Origin of the sequence: Rhizobium sp. NZLR10, assembly GCF_019685125.1 — a bacterium.
Taxonomy (GTDB): Bacteria; Pseudomonadota; Alphaproteobacteria; order Rhizobiales; family Rhizobiaceae; genus Rhizobium.
Genome location: NZ_JABDWE010000028.1, coordinates 1 through 22,734, shown reverse-complemented (window position 1 = coordinate 22,734; position 22,734 = coordinate 1). Strand labels below are relative to the sequence as shown.

General features: G+C 59.3%; 18 protein-coding genes and 1 pseudogene. 8 read left to right on the top strand and 11 right to left on the bottom strand.

Annotation, left to right across the window (positions count from 1 at the left end; all coding sequences use genetic code 11):
* Window positions 1-66: 66 nt before the first annotated feature.
* Both HJB82_RS29940 and HJB82_RS29935 read right to left on the bottom strand, forming a co-directional pair.
* Window positions 67-1,160 (bottom strand): annotated as a pseudogene (locus HJB82_RS29940) (alkene reductase).
* Window positions 1,161-1,231: 71 nt separating this feature from the next.
* The gene (locus HJB82_RS29935; RefSeq protein WP_207582724.1) at window positions 1,232-2,236 is read right to left on the bottom strand and encodes an NADP-dependent oxidoreductase; all 1,005 of its coding nucleotides are present in this window, start codon (window positions 2,234-2,236) and stop codon (window positions 1,232-1,234) included.
* Window positions 2,237-2,607: 371 nt separating this feature from the next.
* Here HJB82_RS29935 and HJB82_RS29930 point away from each other — a divergent pair, with 371 nt between their 5' ends.
* From HJB82_RS29930 to HJB82_RS29905, 6 genes are all read left to right on the top strand, one after another.
* Window positions 2,608-3,189, top strand: a complete 582-nt coding sequence (locus tag HJB82_RS29930) for a TetR/AcrR family transcriptional regulator (RefSeq protein WP_207582723.1) — start codon at window positions 2,608-2,610, stop codon at window positions 3,187-3,189.
* Window positions 3,186-3,548, top strand: a complete 363-nt coding sequence (locus HJB82_RS29925; protein ID WP_221117781.1) for a nuclear transport factor 2 family protein — start codon at window positions 3,186-3,188, stop codon at window positions 3,546-3,548. The genes HJB82_RS29930 and HJB82_RS29925 overlap by 4 nt, the downstream gene beginning before the upstream one ends.
* Window positions 3,541-3,921 carry a TfoX/Sxy family protein gene (locus HJB82_RS29920; protein WP_207582721.1) on the top strand — a complete coding sequence of 127 codons (381 nt, stop codon included), beginning with the start codon at window positions 3,541-3,543 and terminating at the stop codon, window positions 3,919-3,921. The genes HJB82_RS29925 and HJB82_RS29920 overlap by 8 nt, the downstream gene beginning before the upstream one ends.
* A gap of 327 nt (window positions 3,922-4,248) precedes the next feature.
* Window positions 4,249-5,970, top strand: a complete 1,722-nt coding sequence (locus tag HJB82_RS29915; protein ID WP_221142307.1) for an aconitase X — start codon at window positions 4,249-4,251, stop codon at window positions 5,968-5,970.
* A 147-nt stretch (window positions 5,971-6,117) separates the two neighbouring features.
* Complete coding sequence (locus HJB82_RS29910; protein WP_207582720.1) at window positions 6,118-6,819, top strand: GntR family transcriptional regulator; 702 nt, start codon at window positions 6,118-6,120, stop codon at window positions 6,817-6,819.
* A 126-nt stretch (window positions 6,820-6,945) separates the two neighbouring features.
* Window positions 6,946-7,908 carry a dihydrodipicolinate synthase family protein gene (locus HJB82_RS29905; RefSeq protein WP_207582719.1) on the top strand — a complete coding sequence of 321 codons (963 nt, stop codon included), beginning with the start codon at window positions 6,946-6,948 and terminating at the stop codon, window positions 7,906-7,908.
* 71 nt (window positions 7,909-7,979) lie between these two features.
* Here the strand turns inward: HJB82_RS29905 and HJB82_RS29900 are convergent, their stop codons facing one another.
* On the bottom strand, window positions 7,980-9,017 hold the full coding sequence (locus HJB82_RS29900; protein WP_221142294.1) for an Ldh family oxidoreductase: 1,038 nt from the start codon (window positions 9,015-9,017) through the stop codon (window positions 7,980-7,982).
* A 513-nt stretch (window positions 9,018-9,530) separates the two neighbouring features.
* On the opposite strand from HJB82_RS29900, the gene HJB82_RS29895 reads away from it, so the two are divergent.
* Window positions 9,531-11,078: a bifunctional diguanylate cyclase/phosphodiesterase gene (locus HJB82_RS29895; protein WP_221117784.1), complete on the top strand. Its 1,548-nt coding sequence runs from the start codon at window positions 9,531-9,533 to the stop codon at window positions 11,076-11,078.
* 242 nt (window positions 11,079-11,320) lie between these two features.
* Here the strand turns inward: HJB82_RS29895 and HJB82_RS29890 are convergent, their stop codons facing one another.
* The 5 genes from HJB82_RS29890 to HJB82_RS29870 form a co-directional block, all read right to left on the bottom strand.
* Window positions 11,321-12,685: a NosD domain-containing protein gene (locus HJB82_RS29890; protein WP_221132448.1), complete on the bottom strand. Its 1,365-nt coding sequence runs from the start codon at window positions 12,683-12,685 to the stop codon at window positions 11,321-11,323.
* Between the two features lie 212 nt (window positions 12,686-12,897).
* On the bottom strand, window positions 12,898-14,040 hold the full coding sequence (locus tag HJB82_RS29885; protein ID WP_207582717.1) for an ABC transporter ATP-binding protein: 1,143 nt from the start codon (window positions 14,038-14,040) through the stop codon (window positions 12,898-12,900).
* Window positions 14,041-14,050: 10 nt separating this feature from the next.
* Window positions 14,051-14,887, bottom strand: a complete 837-nt coding sequence (locus HJB82_RS29880) for a carbohydrate ABC transporter permease (protein ID WP_207582716.1) — start codon at window positions 14,885-14,887, stop codon at window positions 14,051-14,053.
* Window positions 14,880-15,761 (bottom strand): carbohydrate ABC transporter permease, encoded by an 882-nt coding sequence (locus HJB82_RS29875; RefSeq protein WP_207582715.1) that lies wholly within the window; start codon window positions 15,759-15,761, stop codon window positions 14,880-14,882. The genes HJB82_RS29880 and HJB82_RS29875 overlap by 8 nt, the downstream gene beginning before the upstream one ends.
* A 66-nt stretch (window positions 15,762-15,827) precedes the next feature.
* Window positions 15,828-17,087: a sugar ABC transporter substrate-binding protein gene (locus HJB82_RS29870; protein WP_221142293.1), complete on the bottom strand. Its 1,260-nt coding sequence runs from the start codon at window positions 17,085-17,087 to the stop codon at window positions 15,828-15,830.
* A 167-nt stretch (window positions 17,088-17,254) separates the two neighbouring features.
* Here HJB82_RS29870 and HJB82_RS29865 point away from each other — a divergent pair, with 167 nt between their 5' ends.
* Window positions 17,255-18,274 (top strand): LacI family DNA-binding transcriptional regulator, encoded by a 1,020-nt coding sequence (locus HJB82_RS29865; protein ID WP_207582713.1) that lies wholly within the window; start codon window positions 17,255-17,257, stop codon window positions 18,272-18,274.
* Between the two features lie 100 nt (window positions 18,275-18,374).
* Here the strand turns inward: HJB82_RS29865 and HJB82_RS29860 are convergent, their stop codons facing one another.
* The 3 genes from HJB82_RS29860 to HJB82_RS29850 form a co-directional block, all read right to left on the bottom strand.
* A complete protein-coding gene (locus tag HJB82_RS29860; RefSeq protein WP_207582712.1) occupies window positions 18,375-19,412 on the bottom strand; it encodes a proline racemase family protein in 1,038 nt (345 codons plus the stop codon).
* 59 nt (window positions 19,413-19,471) lie between these two features.
* Window positions 19,472-20,722 (bottom strand): FAD-binding oxidoreductase, encoded by a 1,251-nt coding sequence (locus tag HJB82_RS29855; RefSeq protein WP_207582711.1) that lies wholly within the window; start codon window positions 20,720-20,722, stop codon window positions 19,472-19,474.
* A 184-nt stretch (window positions 20,723-20,906) separates the two neighbouring features.
* Window positions 20,907-22,184 carry an alpha/beta hydrolase gene (locus tag HJB82_RS29850; protein WP_207582710.1) on the bottom strand — a complete coding sequence of 426 codons (1,278 nt, stop codon included), beginning with the start codon at window positions 22,182-22,184 and terminating at the stop codon, window positions 20,907-20,909.
* Window positions 22,185-22,734: the final 550 nt, after the last annotated feature.

The window sequence follows — 22,734 nt, the reverse complement described above, 5'->3', positions numbered from 1 at the left end:
TGTTCTAAAACCGCTCACACTTTTCGGCATCATGCTGTAGGGCCGCATACAAGCGGCCCCATGCCGTCAGGCGCCGACCGGTGCGGCCATTTCAGGATAGTCGGTATAGCCCGCCGCGCCTCCGCCGTAGAGCGTCGCCATATCGAGATTGGCCAGCGATGCACCAACCTTCAGGCGTTCGACAAAATCCGGATTGGCGATGAACGGCCTGCCGAAGGCAAACAGGTCCGCCAGCCCTTGCTCCAGCCTGGCCGTCGCGAGGTTCAGATCGTAGCCGTTATTGGCGATGTAGGTATTCCTGAACTTGCGGCGAAGCGCCTCGTAATCGAAGGGTGCAACATCGCGCGGCCCGCCCGTCGCGCCTTCGACGACATGGAGGTAGGCGATGCCCATCTCGTCGAGCTTCTCGACGATGTAACCGAACTGCGCCTGCGGATCGGTTGCGGATAATCCATTGGCCGGCGACACCGGTGAAATCCGAACTCCGGTTCGCGCCGCTCCAACTTCCTCGATGACCGCGGCCGTCACCTCGAGCGTCAGCCGGGCCCGGTTTTCGATCGACCCGCCATAGGCGTCGGTGCGGGTGTTGGCGCCGTCCCTGGCGAACTGGTCGAGCAGGTAGCCGTTGGCGCTGTGAACTTCGACGCCATCGAAGCCGGCGGCAATGGCATTGGCGGCGGCGCGACGGAAATCCTCGATAATGCCGGAGATCTCATGCAATTCGAGCGCCCGAGGTGCCGACACGTCGACGAAGGTGTTGTTCACAAACGTCTTGGTTTCGGCCCTGATGGCGGAAGGCGCCACTGGGGGCTGCCCATCCGGCTGCAGGTCGACATGCGATACCCGACCGACATGCCAGAGCTGCAGAACGATGTGGCCGCCCCTGGCATGCACCGCGTCGGTCACCTTGCGCCAGCCGTCGACCTGCGCCTGCGTGTAGATGCCGGGCGTGTCCTGATAGCCCTGCCCTTGTTGCGAAATCTGGGTCGCCTCCGAGATGATCAGGCCTGCCGAGGCCCGTTGCGCATAATACTCAGCAATAAGATCGCCGGCACAAACCCGGCGCCCGCTCTGTTGCGCGTCAATGGCGCCATGACGATGCGGTTGGATAGTGTGAGAGAGCCGAGTACGGCGGGCTCAAAGAGTGCGCTGCTGGTCATTTGTCACTTTCAGAGTTGGAAACTATTTCTGGCGTTCGTCTCGCAACGCACGCCACGCCGTCAGGTCGACCTCAGTCTGCGACCGTGATGACCACCTTGCCCTTTGCGCGCCCGGTCTCGACATAGGCCAGTGCATCGCCGGTCTTTTCAAACGGGAACACCTTGTCAACGACCGGTCGGATCACGCCTTGTTCGATCAGGCGCGCAATCTCACCCAACTGCTGCCCCTCAGCGCGCATGAACAGGAATGAATACCCTATGCCGAGCCGCTTGGCCTTTTTCCGAACGCCTCGGCTCAGCAGGCGCAGCACCAGTTTCAGGAACAGGTTCAGGCCGAGTTCCCTGGCGAATGCGGGATCGGGCGGGCCGGAAATGGAGATGAGCCGGCCACCCGGCTTCAGTACAGCCAGAGATTTTTCGAGCGTCTTCGGATCCTGACTGTTCAGCACGAGATCGTAGCCCGACAAGACCTTCTCGAAATCCTGCGTCTTGTAGTCGATGACCACATCCGCCCCGAGACTTTTGGCGAGCTCGGCATTCCCAGCGCTGGTCGTCGTCGCCACCGTCGCGCCAAGATGCTTGGCGAGTTGGATGGCGAAAGTCCCGACACCGCCGGAACCGGCCTGAATGAAGACTTTCTGGCCGGGCTTCACCTTGCCAACCTCGACCAGCGCCTGCCACGCGGTCAGCCCCACCAGGGGAATGGACGCTGCTTCGGTCATGCTGAGATTGTTTGGTTTCAGCGCCACATCGGCTTCATCGATGGCAATGAATTCGGCGAATGTACCGACCCGATGATCGCGCGGCCGTGCATAGACCTCGTCACCGACCTTGAACCGCCTGACCCTCGGTCCCGTCCTGACAACCGTGCCGGCAACGTCGTGCCCCAGGACGAATGGCGGACGATAGGGAAGAATAGGCTTGAACTCTCCGTCCCGCAGCTTGGAGTCCAGCAGGTTCACGGCCGTGGCCTGAATCCGGACAAGGACATCATTGTCCTGCAATTCAGGTTCCGGCAGGTTGGCCAGGCGCAAAGCGCCCTTCTTTTTGTACTTATCAACGACGAATGCCTTCATGAGGCTTTCTCCAATTCGAAGTCTGTTGAGGCGTCAGGCGCCAAGGAAGGACAAAGCCTTCGGCACGAAATCGGCGTGGTTGGATGCGGCAGCGGGTCAGCCCAGGTGCGGGGGCCTTGCGCCGCATCGCTCGCTTTCGCCGCCATCATCGCCATTGTCCTTGCCCTTCCGTATCGACCACCAACTTTCGCGCAGAAGGCAGCCAGCTGCAGTCACTCAAATTTTTAATGACAATCGTCATCATAGATCATCAATGATATTCATCATCAAAGTTGTCAAGCGGAATTTTCTCGCGGATTGTCACGGGAGGCTCTTGCGCCTTCATTCTTGATCAGTCATTCTAGAACGGTTGATAAAGAATCGAGGTGATTGTGGGCAGAGCACGGGAATTCGACGAGGAGGCAGTGCTGAAGGGGGCGATGCAAATCTTTCGCAAGCACGGCTATCAAGGTGCGTCGATCCGCGACCTCGAGGAGGCGACGGGCCTCAAAGGCGGAAGCATCTATCACGCCTTCGGCGACAAGGCCGGCCTCTTCGACGCGGCCTTCGGCCATTACAACCGCACGGTCCTGGAGGGACGGATCGCGCGGTTTGCGCCGCCGGGGAGCGGGGTTAAAGGCTTGCGTGAACTGTTCCTCTCGCTCCTGCATGAGCCCGACGGCGGCTCCCTTGGCTGCCTGATCACGAACATGGCGGTGGAATTCGGAGGCGGCGTCAAATCGCATCCGCGTGTCGAGACAGCGCTCGGTCTCCTTCGAACCACATTCCGCTCGAGGCTGACCGAGCAGTCGACCTTGGCTCGAGACGCGGACGGAGCCAGGGCAGCCACGACGGCCATCCGTCTTCTTGCCTTCTATCAAGGTCTGCTCGTGCTCATTCGCGGCGGCGAAGACAAGGCCGGCCTGCGGCAGGCGATAGAAGACGAATTCAATCAACTGGAGACACTGTTATGACACCTGAGGCACTATGGAACCGATATGCGGCCATCTGGTCGCTGGATGCTGACGCTCGCGAGCCGGAAATGCTGGCTTGCCTCGCTGACGATGTGACCTATTGCGACCCCAATGGAGAGATCGCCGGGCGAGCCGGTCTCACGGCTTACATGGCCGGCTTTCAGGAGAGCGTACCGGGTGGCCGGTTCAAAATATTGAGCGTCCTCCATCACAATGAACGTTCGCTGGCACGCTGGGCACTGAGCCACGAAGACGAGCGTGTTCTGCAGACGGGCACGAGCTTCGGGGTGATTTCTGATGGCCGGCTCGGCGCGATCACCGGCTTCTTCGATCCTCTCGCAGGACAGCACCATGGGTAGCGAGGCGACACGCAGGCTGGCGCTGGATTTTGCGAGCCAGATCGGTCCAGCCGGCTCCATCGATGTCCGGCGGTTCTTCGGCGGATCCGCCCTCGTCCGAAACGGCGCGCAGTTCGGATTCGTCATGAAGGGCACGTTGTATCTCCGCGTCGACGCCGCGATGCGCGCGGAGTTCGAGGCAGATGGCTCAGAACCGTTCCGCTACAGCGCTGCTGGCAGGGAGGTGACGGTTCGCCGCTACTACGCAGTCCCGGCACATGTGATCGACGATCCGGCGCTGCTGCGCACGTGCTCGGAGCGAGCATTGCACGCGACCCCGACGCCCGGCCGCAGACGTTCCGACACGATCCTGGCCGTTAGCCCGTTTGGCTGATGTCGATGCCCGCGGCATCGTGCTTCGGAGGTTCAAACCTCCCCGGCAGATGTGCCACGCCGAAGCCAAGCGGCTTGCGCCGCGCGACTGGTCACGCGTACCTCTTCACGATCCGTGCTCTTGAGCGCTTGACCTGACTGCCTGATCCTAACTCAGCGAAATTGGATTGCGATAAATCGGCAAATTTGCGCCTGGAGGTCCTTGGGAGGTCTGCATTTTTTGCATATTTTATACAATTCTCCAGCTGAAGCCTTGGCGTCGGCGGAGCGATCCACCGGCAACGGCAACACGACGGCAGTCGACCAAAAGAGCAGACGAGACAGTCAAATGACCATCGCATCAGCACCGCGGACCGTTTTGAAGGGCTCCGCAACAGGCCGCGTTGTCGCAACGGAGGAGGCATTGAGCTTCTGGGGCGGCGTAGACCCGGCAACCGGAAATGTCATCGACGTGCACCACCCGCTGCACGGCGTTTCCCTGACCGGCGCCATTTTGATGATGCCGACGAGCCGTGGCTCCTGCACGGGATCCGGCGTATTGCTCGACCTCATTCTGACCGGCCGCGGTCCCGCCGCTCTGGTCTTCAGCGAAGCAGAGGACGTCTTGACGCTCGGTGCACTGATAGCAGCCGAGATGTTCGATAGGCCGATGCCGGTCATCAGGCTCAGCCCGGAGAATTTCCGACTTCTTTCCCAGGCTCAGTCGGCGTCGATAGAGCGTGGTGTCATCACCTCTCAGAGCCTCAACACGGAACTGCCTGCTCCTGCCCTCGCCGACCTCGAACTGACCGAGGAAGACTGCAAGATGCTCAATGGCGGCGATGGTCCGGGCGCGATGCAGGCCATGCGGATCATTTGTGCGATGGCCGCCCAGCAGGGCGCCACGCGGCTCATCGATGTGAGCCAGGGCCATATCGACGGATGCATCTACGCAAGTCCGGCAAACCTTACTTTTGCCGAGACGATCACCGATCTCGGTGCGAGGGTGCGTATTCCGACCACGATGAACGCGATCTCGGTCGATCGGGCGAACTGGGAAATGCAAGGGATACCGCCGTCCTTCGGCGCACCGGCCGCACGCCTTGCGGACGCTTACGTGCGAATGGGCTGTCGGCCAACCTTCACCTGTTCTCCCTATCTTCTGGACAGCGCTCCGCAAACCGGTGAAACGATTGCCTGGTCGGAGTCCAATGCCGTCATCTTCGCAAACACCGTGCTCGGTGCGCGCACGGCCAAACACCCTGACTTCCTGGATCTCTGTATTGCATTGACCGGGCGAGCCCCGGAATCCGGGGTTTATCTCGACATCAATCGGCACGCTCGGCTGGTTATCGACGTTGAAACCCCGGCATCCGTGAACGACGCGTTTTGGCCACTCATCGGATATCTGATCGGGAAGAAGGCGCCCGATTGCATTCCGCTTGTCAAAGGGCTTGGCCAGGCCCGTCCGTCTCGAGACGATTTGAAAGCTCTCTGCGCTGCATTCGGAACAACATCCGCATCGCCAATGCTGCACATCGCAGGGATAACGCCCGAGGCAGCCGGGCCAGTCCATCCGGACGCCGGTCAAGTCAGCATCACGGTCGAGGACATGCACGATGCGTGGCGCTTGCTGAATGACGGCCCGGCAGATGTCGAACTCGTCGCGATCGGGAGCCCGCATGCATCCATCGAAGAATGCCGCGCGTTGGCCGCCGCACTGACGACTGCGTTGATGGGAAGGCGCCGCCATCCGGGCGTCGCCGTGATTGTGACAGCCGGCCAGCAGGTGATCGACCAGGCTCAAGGCGACGGCACCCTTGCCGAGTTGCGTCAGGCGGGGGTTCAGGTTTTCCCGGACCTTTGCTGGTGCTCGATCTCCGAACCAGTGTTTCCCACCAAGACCAAAGCAGTGATCACGAACTCCGGAAAATATGCGCATTACGGCCCCGGCCTCTCGGGTCGCTTCGTACGGCTCGCCAGTCTGAGCGACTGCGTGGAAGCCGCGATTTCAGGACGCGTGACACCCCGAGCAGCCGGATGGACAGCCGAAGCCTCGCTGCCGGCATGATCGACCAATCTAAAAAGGGGATCGAGTGCGGGCCGGCGTCCGCAGCGAGAGTTGTTTTGCGGTTGTTGCAAAGGTCGGGAGCAGAACACGAACAGTTGCCCGCGTGAATGTTTCAAAGTACCCGTTGTCGACAACAAGGATTTTGAAATGGCCATGCAGACGCAAGCTCCCTCCGAACGCAAGCGTGGTTCCGGTGCGAAAACCGTATACGAACTTCTGCGCAATGACATTCTGGACCTGGTCTTGCCACCCGGCAGCCCGATCGACGAGGTGCAGCTCGCCGAACATTTCAAAATGTCGCGCACGCCAATCCGCGAGGCGCTGGTCCGCCTTGCGGGTGAAGGTCTGATCGATACGCTGCCCAATCGGTCGACGATGGTATCCAACATCGACTTTCTCAACCTGCATACTTTCTTCGACGCTTTGGTGCTGATGTACCGCGTCACCACGAAGCTCGCGGCGCAATATCATCGTCCTGCAGATTTGCTGGAGATCAAGGCTCGTCAATTAGAATTCGCAACCGCCGTCGCGAACCAAGACGCCCTGGCGATGATTGCGAGCAACGCCGCCCTTCATTCTTCGATTGCAGAAGCCGGGCGCAATCCATACTTCGTCGCCGTATTCAATCGTATCCTCGATGATGGACGACGCATTCTCCGGCTGTACTACCAGTCCTATGGCGATCGGCTGCCGCAGCAATTCGTCGACGAACACGAAGAGATCATTGCTGCAATCGCAGCGCGGGACGCGGACCTCGCCGACCGGCTGGCGCGCATGCACGCGGAACAAATTGTTGAACAGATTCAGAAGCTGTTTGCCAGGAAAGACCGGTTCGACATCAGTCTTTAAAAAACATCGACGCTCGCAATTTCTTGTCGACAAAAAAAATACAAAGATGTATATTCATCTGCATCGAGGCGCGACGCTCTGCATCCGCCACCAGTCTCCGTTTCGTCTCACCGAGGAGTTTTCACGATGAAAGCTAAGATTTTTTCGGGCGTCGTTCCCGCTCTCATGACACCCTGCAAGGATGACCGCAGCCCTGACTATGATGGGCTGGTCCGCAAGGGCAAAGAACTCATCGCAGAAGGAATGTCGGCGGTCGTCTATTGCGGCTCGATGGGCGATTGGCCCCTCCTGACCGATCAGCAGCGCATGGAAGGCGTCGAGCGCCTGGTCAATGCCGGTATTCCGGTTATCGTCGGCACAGGAGCGGTCAATACCGCTTCAGCCGTTGCCCATGCGGCGCACGCTCAGAAGGTAGGCGCACAGGGACTGATGGTTATCCCCCGCGTGCTCTCCCGCGGCACCGTCGTCACGGCCCAGAAAAACCATTTCAAGGCCATCCTTGCGGCTGCGCCGGATCTTCCTGCCGTCATCTACAACAGCCCTTACTATGGCTTCGCGACCCGCGCCGACCTGTTTTTTGCCCTGCGTGCAGACCATGCGAACCTCGTCGGCTTCAAGGAATTCGGCGGTGCAGCCGACATGCGCTATGCTGCGGAAAACATCACCAGCCGCGACGATGACGTGTCGCTGATGATCGGCGTCGATACCTGTGTCTTCCACGGGTTTGTGAACTGCGGTGCTGTCGGCGCGATCACCGGCATTGGTTGCGTCCTGCCCAAGGAAGTCATCCATATGTGCAATCTTTCGCAGGCTGCCGCCAAGGGCGACCCGGATGCCCGTCAGCGTGCGCTCGAGCTGGAATCGGCGCTCGGCGTGCTTTCGTCCTTCGATGAAGGTCCGGACCTTGTGCTTTATTTCAAGCATATGATGGTGCTGAAGGGTGACGCGGAATATGCCTTGCATTTCAACGAAACCGACGAACTTTCCGAAAGCCAGCGCGGCTATGTCGAGCAGCAGCTGAAGCTGTTCGATACCTGGTATGCCGGATGGAGCAAACTGCCGGGCGCGGTCGAAAAATACAAGCCCTGATCCCTTAGCCCTTCAACGAACAGGTCCTCCTTCCGGGAGACCTGCTCGTCCCATGCCACGTTGAAACCTCGTCAGGAAACGGCATCCAGGCCCTTGTCATGAAGGCGGCTGAGTTGTTCCAATTCAGCCGAGGTCAGGGTGATCCCTTCCCTTTCAGACTTTGCGCGCGCAACGAAACGGCGTTCGGAGGGAAGCCGTGCACCACCCCCGATTATTGCCTCGAACAGCGCTTCTGCTCGCGCAAACGGGTCACCCGGACGACCCGCCGAAAACGCTTTCGGCGACATGGCGATGATCAGCTCGCCATGCATTGGTGACAGTGTCGTCGTCCCGAGATAATCGAGCACTTCCGGACTTGTCAGATCACCGATCATGACCCCGGCAAGCAGTTCGATCATCGTTCCTATAGCCGAGCCCTTATGGCCGCCAAAAGGCAACATCGCGCCGGCGAGAGCTTCATCGGGATCGGTGGTCGGGGCGCCGTGCGCATCGATTGCCCAGCCTTCGGGAAGCTGCTTGCCGGCGCGGCGATGAAGTTCAATTTCACCTCGAGCCACCAAGGATGTCGCGAAGTCGAAAACGTAGGGCGGCTTGTCCACTCGCGGCCAGCCGAAGGCGAATGGGTTGGTCCCCAGCAGTGGCTTGCTGCCGCCCGCCGGAGCAACCGCGGCATAGCTGGGGCACATGACGATCGCCGCGAGGCCTTGTCCGGTCAGGGCTTCCACTTCCGACCAGAGCGCAGAAAAGTGGACGACATCGTTGACAACCAACGCCGCAATTCCCGACGCGTGCGCCGCCTGAGCAACCAGCGGCAAGCCAAGCTCGAACGCGGGATTAGCAAACCCGCCATTCCCCTGAACCGTCACGATACCGGAACTTGCCTGCGGGGCGATCGTGGGGATGGCATTGGGCTTGGCTTTTCCCGCCTTCACCGTGCGCAAGGCGCCCTCGATGCGGTAGATGCCGTGAGATTTGCAGCCGTCGCGCTCGCCAGCCACAATGACATTCGTCAATGCAACTGCCTGCACCGCATTCAACCCGGCCCGCCGAAAGATTGCTTCAACCAACTCGTGCAGCTGGCTGATCGACATGGTGGCTGTCTCAGTCATTTTTCCTCCATCTAGCCTGGCCAAACAGGCAGGCAGGCATCGCCATGTTGCATACATATTGTATCCAATCCATCAGCAAGTTCAGTTTGTGACGGTCGAAAGCACTGAGCTTCACTCGGCAGGAAACATTTCGTCGCTGGGAGATACATACTCCGTCGACGCGGAGGATCCGTGGCAGAACGGCTACATGGTCTCGGACACGTGGGGTGTTACCCCCACCCTTCAGTAGCCTGCGCCACGCTATAGATCGGTGCCACCCCATCCAGTTTGCGGGAAAGCTGTCCGTTCTGCGCAGCGAAATGCCAGCGCCGCCGTCCAGGCAACCCACCATTAACGTTCGAAGTTCAGATAGTCTTTCGGGCTGGTCGGTGCTGTGCGCTTGATCAACGACGGCAAAAGCCGGCCCGCTTAATTCCGCCCGAATGAATTGTGGCGGTGTTGGAAATATCTAGGGGACGATGCGGTCCTGCGAACTGGCCATGATGGTTCTTCACCCAACAGGAGCCCGTTCCCATGCCTCGCATCCAGCCAACCAGACCCCAGATGGAGATATTGGTCTGGATCTCGATCTTCCTGCTGCTTTTCTGCCTATCCTGGCAGTTCCATTGGCATGAGGGGCTGGATGGGTTCATCGAGCAGCATCACGGCTACCCGCTCGACCACGCGCTCCTCGCCCTCAACATCTCCGGGTTTCTGGGGCTAATCTATTCCGCGCTGCGGATCCGGGATCTTTCGCGAGAGGTTAATCGCAGGCTGCAGGCCGAAAAGAACGTGGACTGGATTGCCTGTCACGACACGCTGACCGAGCTGCCCAACCGCAGATTTCTGGATTCCTTGTGCGCGCGGGCGATGATCGATCAAAGGGCACAGGAAACCTATGCCGTGTTCAGCATCGATCTCGACGGCTTCAAGAAGGTCAATGACCTGCTGGGGCACGATCACGGTGATGCGGTGCTGAAAATTGTTGCTCAGCGGCTCTCCGCCCTCTTTCCCCGTGAGCGCGTTTTCCGCATTGGTGCAGACGAGTTCGTCGTTCTGGCGCGGCGCATGGGAAATCCCGATCTTGCCGCTTTGGGCAGCCGCATCGTCCGCGTGATCGGCAAGCCTTTCACATTCAATGGTGTCGCCGTCGATCTCGGCGCCAGCGTCGGCTTCGCACTTTATCCGGAGAACGGCGATGACCTCGGTCAAGTCATTCGACATTCCGACTGTGCGATGTCTGTGGCGAAAAAGCAGGGCCGCGATCTGGTGAAGCCCTTCGTGCCTTCGATGCAGGACGAGTTGGCGAAACGGATTCGAATGGAAGGGGATCTGCGAGCGGCGATCCGGAAGGCTGAGATCGTTCCCTATTATCAACCGCTCGTGGACCTGAAGGCGAACAAGATTATCGGCTTCGAGGCGCTGGCCCGCTGGAAAACGGCTTCCGGCGAATTCATCCCCCCCAGCGTATTCATTCCAGTGGCAGAGCAAGCCGGCCTGATCGTCGAATTGACGGATCAGCTGCTTCGGCGCGCCTGCACCGATGCGCTTTCCTGGCCAAGCGAACTCGTCCTGTCGTTCAACCTTTCACCGATCCAACTGAGCGACAGGTTGCTGGGCCTGCGAATTCTCAAGATATTGGGCGATGTCGGTCTTCCCCCGCACAGGGTCGAGCTTGAGGTAACGGAGAGCGCCATCATCCAGGACGCCGTCACGGCACGGATCGTCCTCGACGATCTGGTGAATGCGGGGGTCAGGATTGCTCTCGACGACTTTGGAACAGGCTATTCCAGCCTCTCCCAACTGTCGAACTACCGGTTCGACAAGATCAAGATCGACAGGAGTTTCGTCGCCTCGTTCGAGACCAATGACAAGCAGGACAAGGTGATCAAGGCCATTATCGCTCTCGGTGCCGGACTTGGCGTGACGATCACGGCCGAAGGCATCGAAGAGGAGAGCCAGCGTCGACGGCTTCAGGAACTGGGTTGCGACATCGGCCAGGGATATCTGCTTGGTCGACCAGTGCCGATCGAGGAGATCACCGCAGGTCACGTCAACACCAGGATTTTGCAACGCGGTTGATGGGGGCTGCGGTCCTGATGCGAGCGTTTCGGGGAGCATGTTGCACCCACACTCGCGGCTTACGTAGAGCAGGTTGTGACGCCTTCGAATTGAATGACGTCGCTACGGCTGGTCATACCCGATCCCGACATTGATCCACTTGAAAAAAGCCGGCGCGAACTCCTATTGGTCCGACAGCCCATGTTCCGGCCAGCGCCGCACAAGCCGATCTTGAACCGGTGGCCGAGTCTTGGCGGCGGGTTTTATCGCAGACTATTCCCAGGAGCTGGAGTGGCCCTGAATGCGTTCATTGTTCTGTCCATCTCAACCTGTTCGTCACGGCCTGAATCCAGGACTGTATTGCGTACCGACCCCTCTTGCACCAGTATTGCCGTTACTTCGAGCGCCTTTAGATTGTCAGTCGACAGCAATGCGCCCACTTGTGTTGAAAAGCAGGCACTGTCTGGTGCGTCAGTGATTTGCGATATTTCGGTGGTGGCCACAATGTGATTATTGGCTATGTAATTGCCACTACCGGAAACCAGCTTGATAATCACAGGCTTTACGGCGACAGGCTTGATATATTGAATATCTATTGTTTCCGAGATGTGGTTCGCGATTACCGAGTTGTTGCTGCCGTCAATATGCAAAAGTCCAAACAGATCATCCAAACCGTTGTCGTACTTCTGCATGGGCGCCCATGGCTCGCGATCTCGCAAAAAGTGATTTGAGGAAACCAAATTCTCGCAACAGTTATGAGCAAAAACCAACATTCCGGGATAGAAGGAATGGAATCTGTTTCCTGTGACCGAGGAACGGACGACGCCGGAAAAATAGACACTGCTCGCTCCTCGAGGGAATACATTGTTTGATGATACTAGAATGCCACCATAATTTTCAGCGTAAATGGAATGTCCCCTGTAGCCGGCTCCTACAAAATTATTTGCTATTCTTGTGGCCTGACCCATGCCTTTCAATTCGATACAGTTGCCGCACTCTGCAATGAAATTGTTATCTACCGCGAGCGCATCTGCATCATGAACAGTCACTCCATGCTCCAGATAGATAAGACCCATCCCCGTTATTCGGATTGAGTCATTGGCGCTGCCGACATAAATTCCTGTTTTGCCATTCCTGTATGTATTTTCTGAATCATTTTGCCCCGAACCATCGTCAATGAAGTGCAGGCCATCGATGCAGAAGTCGGCAAACTCCACAGAGCTTATGCGCGGATTTCCGATGCGCTTAACATAAAACGCGGCTCCGGCAGCCTCACCGTGGGCGGCATCCGGAGATGTGTCCACGAGTATGCGACTTCCGCCTGGCCACACTTCATGCCAGTGCGTCAGCTCGTTTGCGGGTACATTGAAACGGATGCTCGACGACGTGAAACCATGTCCAGAGCCCACAATCTTCAGATAGCTCAGGTCGATAACGACTTGCGTAACAAGACGATAATCGCCTGGTGGTATATAGATAACTGCTCCAGGTTTTCCGCCATCATTGAGATCGGAAACCGGTTGCCTGCTCTTGATATCCGCAATGATGCCATTGATGACCGCCCCAATATCCTCATAGGGATTGCCTGCGGGATGCTTCGTTACATCGAAGCAGTTTTCGCTAACCATTGTTAACGTCTTCTCGGACATTTCTTGCTCCACAGCGAGAGTAGACTGATGCTCTTGATTGGCTTGTTGCTCGCCAGGCGTCTGGGCAAACGCGTCCAACCAGTTCTCGTTTTGCGTTTGCAGTAAGATCCTGGCTGGAGATCCGAAAGAGTTGCAGACAATCGGTGCCGATAGATGGACTAGTCACTCTTGTGTTTCTCCAGGCAATATCATCACCAGATGCTGGTGCGGGTATCCGGTTTAAAGAAGTGAAGTTCTTCGGCATCGACAGCGATGCGCGCGATGTTACCTGCGCGTACTGTGCTCTTCGGAGAAAAACGGGCTACAGCAGCTTTTTCGTTGCCGATGTCGGCGACGGCGTCCGGGTCGCCGGCATCCACCCAAGGTGCGTCGATATGCAGATGCACCATGGATTCAGAACCCAGCGCCTCGACTAAAGTGACCGGGGCCGAGATCTCGGCCGAAGAAGGCCGGATCGCGGCGTCGTTCATGTGCTCGGGCCGGATACCGACAATGACCTGACGGTTGGACGCACCGTCGAGAGAGGGGCGGCATTCGAAAACCCGGTCAGGGATCTCGAAACTGTTGTTGCCCAGGGTCAGCGTCCTTCCATTCAGAACGGCCTCGTACAAGTTCATTGACGGCGACCCGATAAAGGCGGCGACAAAGACGTTTGCAGGGCGATTGTACAGGTTTTGCGGTGTGTCGACTTGCTGCAGCACGCCGCCTTTCATCACCGCCACCCGGTCACCCATCGTCATTGCCTCGACCTGGTCATGGGTCACATAGACCGTGGTGACATTCAGTTTTCTTTGCAGGCTGGCGATCTCGGCCCGCATCTGCACACGCAGTTTGGCATCAAGGTTGGAGAGCGGTTCATCCAGCAGGAAGGCCGCCGGTTTGCGAACGATCGCCCGTCCCATGGCGACGCGCTGGCGCTGACCTCCGGAGAGCAGCCCCGGTTTGCGGTCGAGCAATGCCGTCAATTCGAGAATGCGCGCCGCTTCGGTCACGCGACTATCGATCTCGGCCCTCGGCAGGCCAGCCATCAGCAAGGGAAAGGCGATGTTCTCGCGCACCGTCTTATGGGGGTAGAGCGCGTAGGACTGAAAGACCATGGCAATGTCGCGGTCCTTGGGATCGACATCATTGACGACCCGGTCATCGATCCTGAGTTCGCCGCTGGAGATGCTCTCCAGGCCGGCGATCATCCTCAGCGCTGTCGACTTCCCGCAACCCGAGGGACCGACGAACACCATGAACTCGCCATCCCTGACGTCGAAGTTCAGATCGTGAAGGGCGTGAAAACTGTTTGCGTAGATCTTGTTGATGTTGCGCAGTTCGATACCGGCCATACCTGCCTCCTCATCCCTTTACAGCGCCGAATGTCAGGCCGCCGACGATCTGTTTTTGAAGTGCGAGCGTCACGATGATGACGGGAAGCGAATAGAGCACCGCCGCCGCGGTCATCGCGCCCCAGGCAAGCCCGTAGACGGAATTGTATTCGGCAATGACGATCGGCGCCGTCTTGCTCGTCTCCGACGTCAGCAGCAGTGCGTAGAGGAACTCGTTCCAACTGGTGATGAACGTGAAGAGTGCGGTGACTGCGATGCCGCCCGTCATGACGGGAAGGATGATTTTCCGAAAGGCTTGAAATCGCGTGCAGCCATCCATGCGGGCAGCCTCTTCGAGTTCCTTAGGCACACCTTCGAAGAAAGCGGCCATGAGCAGCAGCGCCAGCGGCACAGCGGCCGAAGTGTGGGCGAGAACAAGCCCTGGAATAGTGTCAAGCAGACCCATGGACTTCAAAAGCTGGAACAGCGGCACACCCAGCGACACCGACGGCACCATGCGCGTGATCAGGGCAAAAAGCAGAAAAAGCGTGGTGATCCGGCGTCGGTACTGCGTGGCAACGTAAGCGGCAGGCACGGCAACCAAAAGGGAGAGCGCGGTGGTGAGCACCGCAACCGAAAGGGAATTGACGAAAGCTCTCGGCAGGGTCGACGACTGCAGCACCGCCCGAAAGTTCTCGAACGACATGACCGCAGGAAAGAAGCTCGGCGGGATCTGCTGAACATCGGCCGCCGGTTTGATGGAGGTCATCAACAGATAGATGTAGGGCAGAGCGTAGGACAGCACGAGCACGAGAGCTGCGGCGTTAATCAGGACTCCGCTGGCATTGAGGCGAGGCGCTCTATGCATGGGCCGGCCTCCATATCTTCCAATAGGCTGCGGCGGCCAGAAGCATCATGACCATCAGGAAAAGAGCGCCCGACGCCGACGCTTCGCCGAGGTCACCGAACCGAACCATGCGCTGGTAGATGTTCATCGAAAACACCTCCGAGGCATGGTTGGGACCGCCCTGCGTTTGTATCCAGATGAGGTCGAAGGTCTTGGCTGCATCCACCCCGCGCACGATGACGACGACGGCAATCACCGGGCGCATCAGCGGCAGCGTGACATGCCAGAACCGTTTGAACGCATTGGCACCGTCGATCCGCGCGGCCTCGAGCAGGTCTTTGGGAATGTTCGTCAATCCGGCGTAGGATACGAGCGCGACAAAGGAGGTCGTCAACCAGATATCGGCGAAGGAAACGGAATAGATGACGATATCTTCGTCGGAAAGCCACGCGATCGCATCGGGATCGCTGATGATGCCCAGATGGACGAGTCCGTAGTTCAGAATGCCGATGTTCCCGACCAGCAGAAAGCGCCACAGCAGGCCGGCGACGATCGGAGGCACCATCAGCGGCAGAGTAAAGATCGTGCGGTGCCAACGTGACTGGCCGGGCAGAGCCGAGAACAGCAGAGCGGCGCAGAAGCCGAAGGTAAACTCGAAGAACAGTGCGAAGATTGAATATTGGACGGTTCTAAAGGCGCTTTCGGCGACGCGCTTCGAGGTTAGCGCATCGACATAATTCTTGAGACCCACCCACTCTCGTATGTGGGGTGCGATGGTATCGACCTTGAAAAAGGAATCGAACACCAGGAGCCCTACCGGGTATGCGACCAGCAAGCCGAGGATGGCCAGCGCCGGCGCAAGCATGTAGAGCACAAATCGGTCTTCACCCGACATGGCCGTCTCCGAAAGCTGATGATAGGCGCAGGACCTTCGGTCCCCCGCTGAGGTTAAGGATACGGGTTAGTGGAGGATATCCTCGATCGTTTCCTTGGCGTCCGTCAGGACCTTGCCGACATCCGCTTTGCAGGTCAGGGCCCGCTGCACCGCGGGAAGCACCGCTTCGTCGACGATTTCCTGATATTTTTCGTTCATCGGCCGGCCTTGCGTCGCAGGAGCCCCAAGCGTTTCGAGGAGCGGTGTGAAATGCTCATAGCCGGGCTTGTCGACATAGCTTCGGTAGGCGGAGTTCGTCGCGGCGAGGCCAAGCGGAGCCTCGATGCCGAGGGCATTGTTGGCGATCGCGAAGGCTATGAACTTCTTGGCTGCATCCTTGTGCTGGGAGGTCGACGGAACGACATTGTACCAGGGACCGGGAATGGCCGCGATTCCGGCCTCACCTGCAAGCATCGGCGCCACGCCGACCTTTCCGCTGACCTTGGAATCCTCAGGTGTCATCTTGTAGGCGTGCGCCCAGAATTTCATCATCGCCGTCTTGCCTTGATAGAACAGGTTTTGAGCTTCGCCCCAACCGATTTCGTTGACGTTTTCAGGAACGGAATGATCGGTGCAGTGCGGCGCGATGTAGAATTCGAGCGCCTTCTTGTGCGCTTCATTGTCAATGATGACCTTGCCATCCTTGTCGAGGATCACCCCGGGCGAGCCCGCCTGAAGCACATGCGCCATCCACTCCTCAGAAAAGGTGCCGATGGTATCGGTGCCCCAGAAATCGGTCTTGCCGTCGCCATCCGTGTCCCGGGTGAAGAATTTTGCGATGTCGCGCCATTGCTGCCAGCTCTTCGGCGGCGCCAGGGGATAACCGTATTTTGCCTGAAACGCCTTCTGTTCCTCCGGCTTGTCGAAGAGATCTTTGCGATAGAAAACGATCTCGGCATTCGCCCAGGCCGGCATTCCGATCATCTTGCCGCCAACTTTGGCGTCCGCAAGCAAAGCGGGAGGCAGGTCTTTGCGCACTGCCTCGGTAAAGAGAGGCGAGAGATCCTCGACATGACCAGCGAATTTCGCATTCCATACGACGTCTATCGCAACGACATCGAAGGCCGACGAACCGGAAGCAATCTCGGCCGAAAACTTGTCGAACACACCCTGATAGGGGACGACGGAGAACTTCACCTCAATGCCGGTCTCGGCAGTGAACTTCTCGGCCACGGCCTTTTGCAGCATCTCCCCGCCGCCTTCGACCAGGACATTGATCGTTTCGGCCTGCATTGGGGCCGCCATGAAGATGAGCGCAAGCGCGCTGGCAGAAAGCAAATACTTCATCAGATCCTCCTGTCTTTGATCCGAGGCTCTCGCTCCAACCTCCGATGACAGGCAACATAATCTTCCAATGACAACGTTGTCAATTCAAATTGACGACGTTGTCATAAAATTGTCGACGTTGTCATTCCGTTCGTGTACAAGGTAATTAAGCAGGAAAAGGATTGGACATGGTCAGTATCGTCAGCGTCGCCAAAGCGGCCGGGGTATCGAACAAGACCGTGTCCCGGGTCATCAACGGCGAACCGCACGTGACGGAGGACACCCGAGAAAGAGTGGAAAAAGCCATTCGAGACTTGGGATACGTCCCCAACATGGCCGCGCGCCAGATACGCTCCAGCCGGTCCAACACGTTCGGGATCATCACGGACTATGTCTCGACCACGCCCTATTCGGTCGACATCGTACGCGGGATCCAGGACTGGGCCAACACGCACGGCAAAACCATCCTGATGGCGAACACCGGCGGCTCGTCCGAACGCGAGGCGGAAATCTGGAAAATGTTCCAGTCCCATCGCATCGATGGGGTCCTCTATGTGACGATGTACCATCGAATCGTGGATCCCGTGGCCGGCGATGTCAGCGTCCCGACGGTGATGATCAACTGCCGACCGCAAACCAGTGAACTTTTTCCGTCCATTGAGCCTGACGACTTCCAGGGCGCCCGAGACCTCACCCGCTATCTGCTTGAACGGGGCCATCGCAGGATCGGCTATATCAGACTTAACCCAGTTCTTCTGGGAGCAGAGCTGCGCTTGGACGCCTTTCGTCAGGCCACCAAAGAGTTTGAAGTGGCAGACGGTGACCTCACCATTCGTCTTGGAATGGAGGGACCGGTCGGGGCCGAGGAGAACTATGTCTTCGCAGCGGCGACCGAAATGCTGCAGCAAAAGGACCGGCCAACCGCGATCATGAGTGGCAACGATGAAATGGCGATCCAAATCTACATCGCGGCCATGGCGCTTGGACTCAGAATCCCGCAGGACGTCAGTATTGTCGGCTTTGACGATTTCAGGACCGTATCTTTGGCCTTGAAGCCGGAACTGACCACCGCGGCGTTGCCATATTACGATCTCGGTTTTCAGGGGGCGGAGTGGCTGAACACAGTGGTGGCAGGCGACAATGTGCGCGCCAGCAGTCGTGTCGTCTCCTGCAAGCTGGTGGAGCGCAATTCTGTGCGCAGTTTGTGAAACGACGCACCCGCCCGGCCGGCGGCGGACTCTGGTAGAGCGCATTAGAACAGGATGCCACTCGAAGACCGCTTCACACGATCGGCACCCTGCCCGAGCGTCAAATCTCCCCGGCCGACGGCCCCCAGACGTCCGTGAGCGCGAAGCCTGCGGGATGCGGGTCGAAGGGGTCGAGCGCCACCTGCGTCAGGCCGAAGGTGAAGCCGCGGCCGGTAATGGTCGGGATCACCGCCGGGCGGCCGGCCACTTCGGTTACCGCCTGCAACCCGACCTCGAATTCCGAGCCGATGATCGATTTCGAGGTGAAGACGTCGCCGATCTTGGCCTTGCCGCGGGCATAAAGGGTGGCGAGATTGGCGGAATTTCCGGTGCCGCAAGGCGAGCGGTCGGCCCGGCCCGGCCACATGGTTGTGCAGGTGCGCACCGTGCCGTCGGCCTCGGTATCGCGGAACATCACATAGGCGACACCCGAGATCGCCGGGATCTCGGGATGGACAACCTTGATGTCGCGGTTGATCAATTCTTTCAGGATCATGCCGGCCTGGACGAGCCCGGCGGCATTGGCTTTCTCGATCTTCAGACCGATCTGGTCGACATCGACGAGGGCATAGAAGATGCCGCCATAGCAGAGGTCGGCCTTGATCCTTCCCCAATGCGGCGTGTCGATTGCGACATCGAGTTCATGCACGAAGGACGGCACCATGGTCAGCCGGACCTTCTCGCAGCGCCCGTCGCGGCAGGTTGCCGTCGCCTTGACCAGGCCGGCTGCGGTTTCGAGCGTGACTGTCGTCTCCGGCTCCTGCATCTCGACGATGCCGGATTCGAGCAGGGCTGTCGTCACGCAGATCGAGTTCGAGCCTGAGCTCGCATGCGCCTGGTCGGGCTGCAGGATGATGAAGGCGGCATCCGCCTCGGGATGCCGTGCCGGTAGCAGCAGGTTGACCGAGCCGATCGGGGCGCCGCGCGGCTCCAGGCAGAGGAAGCGGCGGAGCTCGTCGCCCTTCGGATCGGTGTTCAGCCACTGCAGCTGGGCGGCGATGGTCTCGCCCGGGATCTTCGGCACGCCGCCGATTGCGACGCGGCCGATCTCGCCTTCGGCATGAACGTCCAGCAGCTGGATCGTGCGCTTCCATCTCATCTCAGAAAACTCCAGTTCGGACGCGACGGGTGACGCCGCCGTCGACATTAAATCCGGTTCTAATATCGGTCTATGCGGAACGGGCTCATGTCGACCGGCGGTTCGGTGCCGGTCATCATATCGCCGATCAGCCGGGCTGTCGTTGCCGCATAGGTCAGGCCGAGATGGCCGTGGCCGGTCGCATAGAAAACCCCCGGTATCTTCGACGACGGCGAAATGATCGGGATCGTATCGGGCAGTGCCGGGCGATGACCCATCCACTCCGTCGCCTCCGCGAGTTTCAAACCGGGCAGCGCCCGTTGGGCATGGCGCACCAGCACCCGCGGACGGCGGAAATCGGGGGCGGCGTCGAGACCGGCGAGCTCGACATTGCCGCCGACACGGATGCCGCCGGCCGTCGGCGTCACCATGAAGGCGCGATGCGGCCAGATCACCGAATAGCGCATGGTGATGCCGGGCTTCATGATCTGGGTGTGATAACCGCGCTCGGTTTCGAGCGGGATCGGCTCGCCGAGCTTTTCGGCGAGGAAGCGGGTGTGGACGCCGGCGGCGAGCACTACCGAACCAGCCTCGATGCGGCTGTCATCGTCGAGGAGAACGACGGCGGTGCCATCGCCCCTGCGCTCGATATTCCTGACCGCGCCGGAGACGAAATTCGCGCCGGCAGCTCTTGCCGCGTCGAAGAGTTTCACCACCAGCTTGTAGGGATCGCGGATCGACTTGTTGTCGGGCAGCAGCACGGCTTTGGCGATCGAAGGCGAAAGCGCCGGCTCGTAATATTGGATGGCGCCGTTGCTCAACACCTCGAATTCGAGGCCGTAGCGCTGCATCATGGCGAGATGGCCGCGATCGGCGGCAAATTCCGCCTCTGTCTCGTAGATCGCCAGGCAGCCCTCCTGGGTCATCATGTCAGACGCATCGATCGCCTCGAGCATCTGCCTGAAATCGGCGAGCGCGCGGAGCGACAGGCTCATACCGGCATCCTCGATCTGTCGCAGACGCGACGGCCGGCCGGCGGCGAGGAAACGCAGGAACCAGGGCAGCATCTTTGCCGCATAGGAGGGCCTCAGCCAGACCGGGCCTTCCGGATCGAGCAGCCAGCCGGGCATCTTCTTCCAGGTCGAGGGGCCGGAACCGGCGGAAAAATCGAGCGCGATGCTCGCCATATTGCCGAAAGACGTGCCGCGTCCCGGCTCAGCCTTGTCGATCAGCGTCACCTCAAGGCCGCGCCGCTGCAGCTCGAAGGCGATCGAGGCGCCGATCACGCCTGCGCCGACGACAACAACCTTTTTCTTCGTCTCATCCGCCATGCGATCAACCCACCCAGACGGCAGACAGGATTGCCGTCCATCGGTCTGATATATCAGATCGGCGGCGATGCCTAGAGAATTTCCGTTTTCTCCGAATCACGGAAAATCTCTAGCTCTTTGTTTTCTCGCAATTCCGAAACGCAAAACCGCCGTGCACTTTTGCTGGAATTACTCTGTGGAATTTTTACTGGCTTTCCGGCAGGCCGGCACCGACGCTGTCGCCGACCGAGCCCACGGTATTGTTCATCGACTGGCCGAGACGCTTCAGCTGGGCGTCGTAGTTGCGGCGGGTGCGCGGATCGAAGATTGCGATCGGCGTGCTGACGGCGACGCTGACGGCACTTCCCGCTGTCTGGGCAGCGCCCATCGCCACCGCGCCGACGGCTTCGCCGAGGCCGACATTGGAATCGGTGATGGTCTGGCCGGCAATCAGCCGGTCGCCGATCAGCTTCACCACTTCCGGGCTTTCGGCGAATTTGCCGTGGTTTAGCCGGTCGCCACCCTTGAGCTTGGTGAGGTCGAGCACGGTGATGCCGGCCGCCTCAAGCTTGCTGCGGTAGGGTTCGACGGAGGGATCGATCTGGCCGAGCCGATCGACATTGCCGGAGATGCGCCGCGACAGAGCGAGCGCCCGGTCATCCCTAGAGACGAAGATTGTGAAATGCGGCCGGTCCTTACCGAGGCTGACGAACTGGCGGCCGAAGACGTCGACATCGAGATCGGGCGAGGCGAGGATGACATTGTTGATCTTCGGGGCGACATGGCCATTGCGGATCGCCATCTGCCGCAGTGCTTCGACGGTCAGCCAGGTGCCCATCGAATGGGCCATGATGGTGATGTCGCTGACGGCCGGATTGGCGGCGGTGCGGGTGAGCAGCTCCTCCAGCGCATCGCGGGAATAGTTGGTGCTTTCCTTGTCGTAATTGTAATCGAAGATGCTGGCGCGCGAAGGCCAGGTGAAGACGACGGGGGCGACGTCGGCATGCGAATCATGGACGATCTGCGCGAAGCGGTAGACGGCATCCTCGTAGCGATTGTTGAAGCCGTGCACGAAGACCAGCACCCGGCGACTCCTAGGCATATGGCCCTTCAGCCAGGTCTCGCCAGCCCGCTCGCCCCGCAGTGGATCGACAGACACGGTGACGAAATCGCGCAGCGGATCGGCCGGCAGCCGCCTTGGCCATTGCACCTGGCCGACCTTGCGATTGGCTTCCGGTGGGATCGAGACATCGACGGCATTGGCGGTGAGCCCGGTGCCGCGTTCACCTGAAAATAGCACGGCGGGATTGTCGTCGGCAGCGCGGGTCGTCGCGACGAGAAGATCGACTTTCGACGTGCCAGGGGGAACGCTGCCGGCCGCCTGCATGACGCCGACCGGCCTGCCGCCGCAGCCGGCAAGCGCAAACGCCGCAAGCAGAAGACCTGTCGTAGCCGCCCGCGGGCCGCGCCATTTGCCGATCATGACTTAACTCCAACCGGTGCACGCACCGGCAGGCGGCGCCCGTTCAAATAGGCCGACGGTGCTTGCCGAGTCAAATTGCGCGCGGTGAAGAGCTGGGGTGGAAAAAGAAAAAAGCCCGACGCGGGAGGAGGTGCGCCGGGCTCTTGATCCTGACTGACAACTGGGAGGAGGAGTGTTGTCAGTCCGATGTAAGAGCGCTGGGAGGAGGAGTGCGCTGCTTACGGAGATATATGTACCGCGTTCACTCGATCGGGAACAGCGAAAATATTGCAATGCAGCAATGCGTTCTATGCATCGCTTGCCCTGAAATTAACAGGTCACCGCCTCATTTTGCAGCATGTTTGACCAGATGGTCAAAATTGTGCGGAAAATTTAGGCCTGACGATGAAGGTTGCCGCGCCCCTCATCCGCCTGCCGGCACCCTTGTAACTTCCCTTTACCCGCTATTGGCGTAGTACTGCCTGTTGCGGTGGCGGATGGAAGACCGTTGCACCTTTGGGACACCAAGCCCGTGGGAGAGCCTGGGTCTCCGTCCGCCGTTCCATTGAAC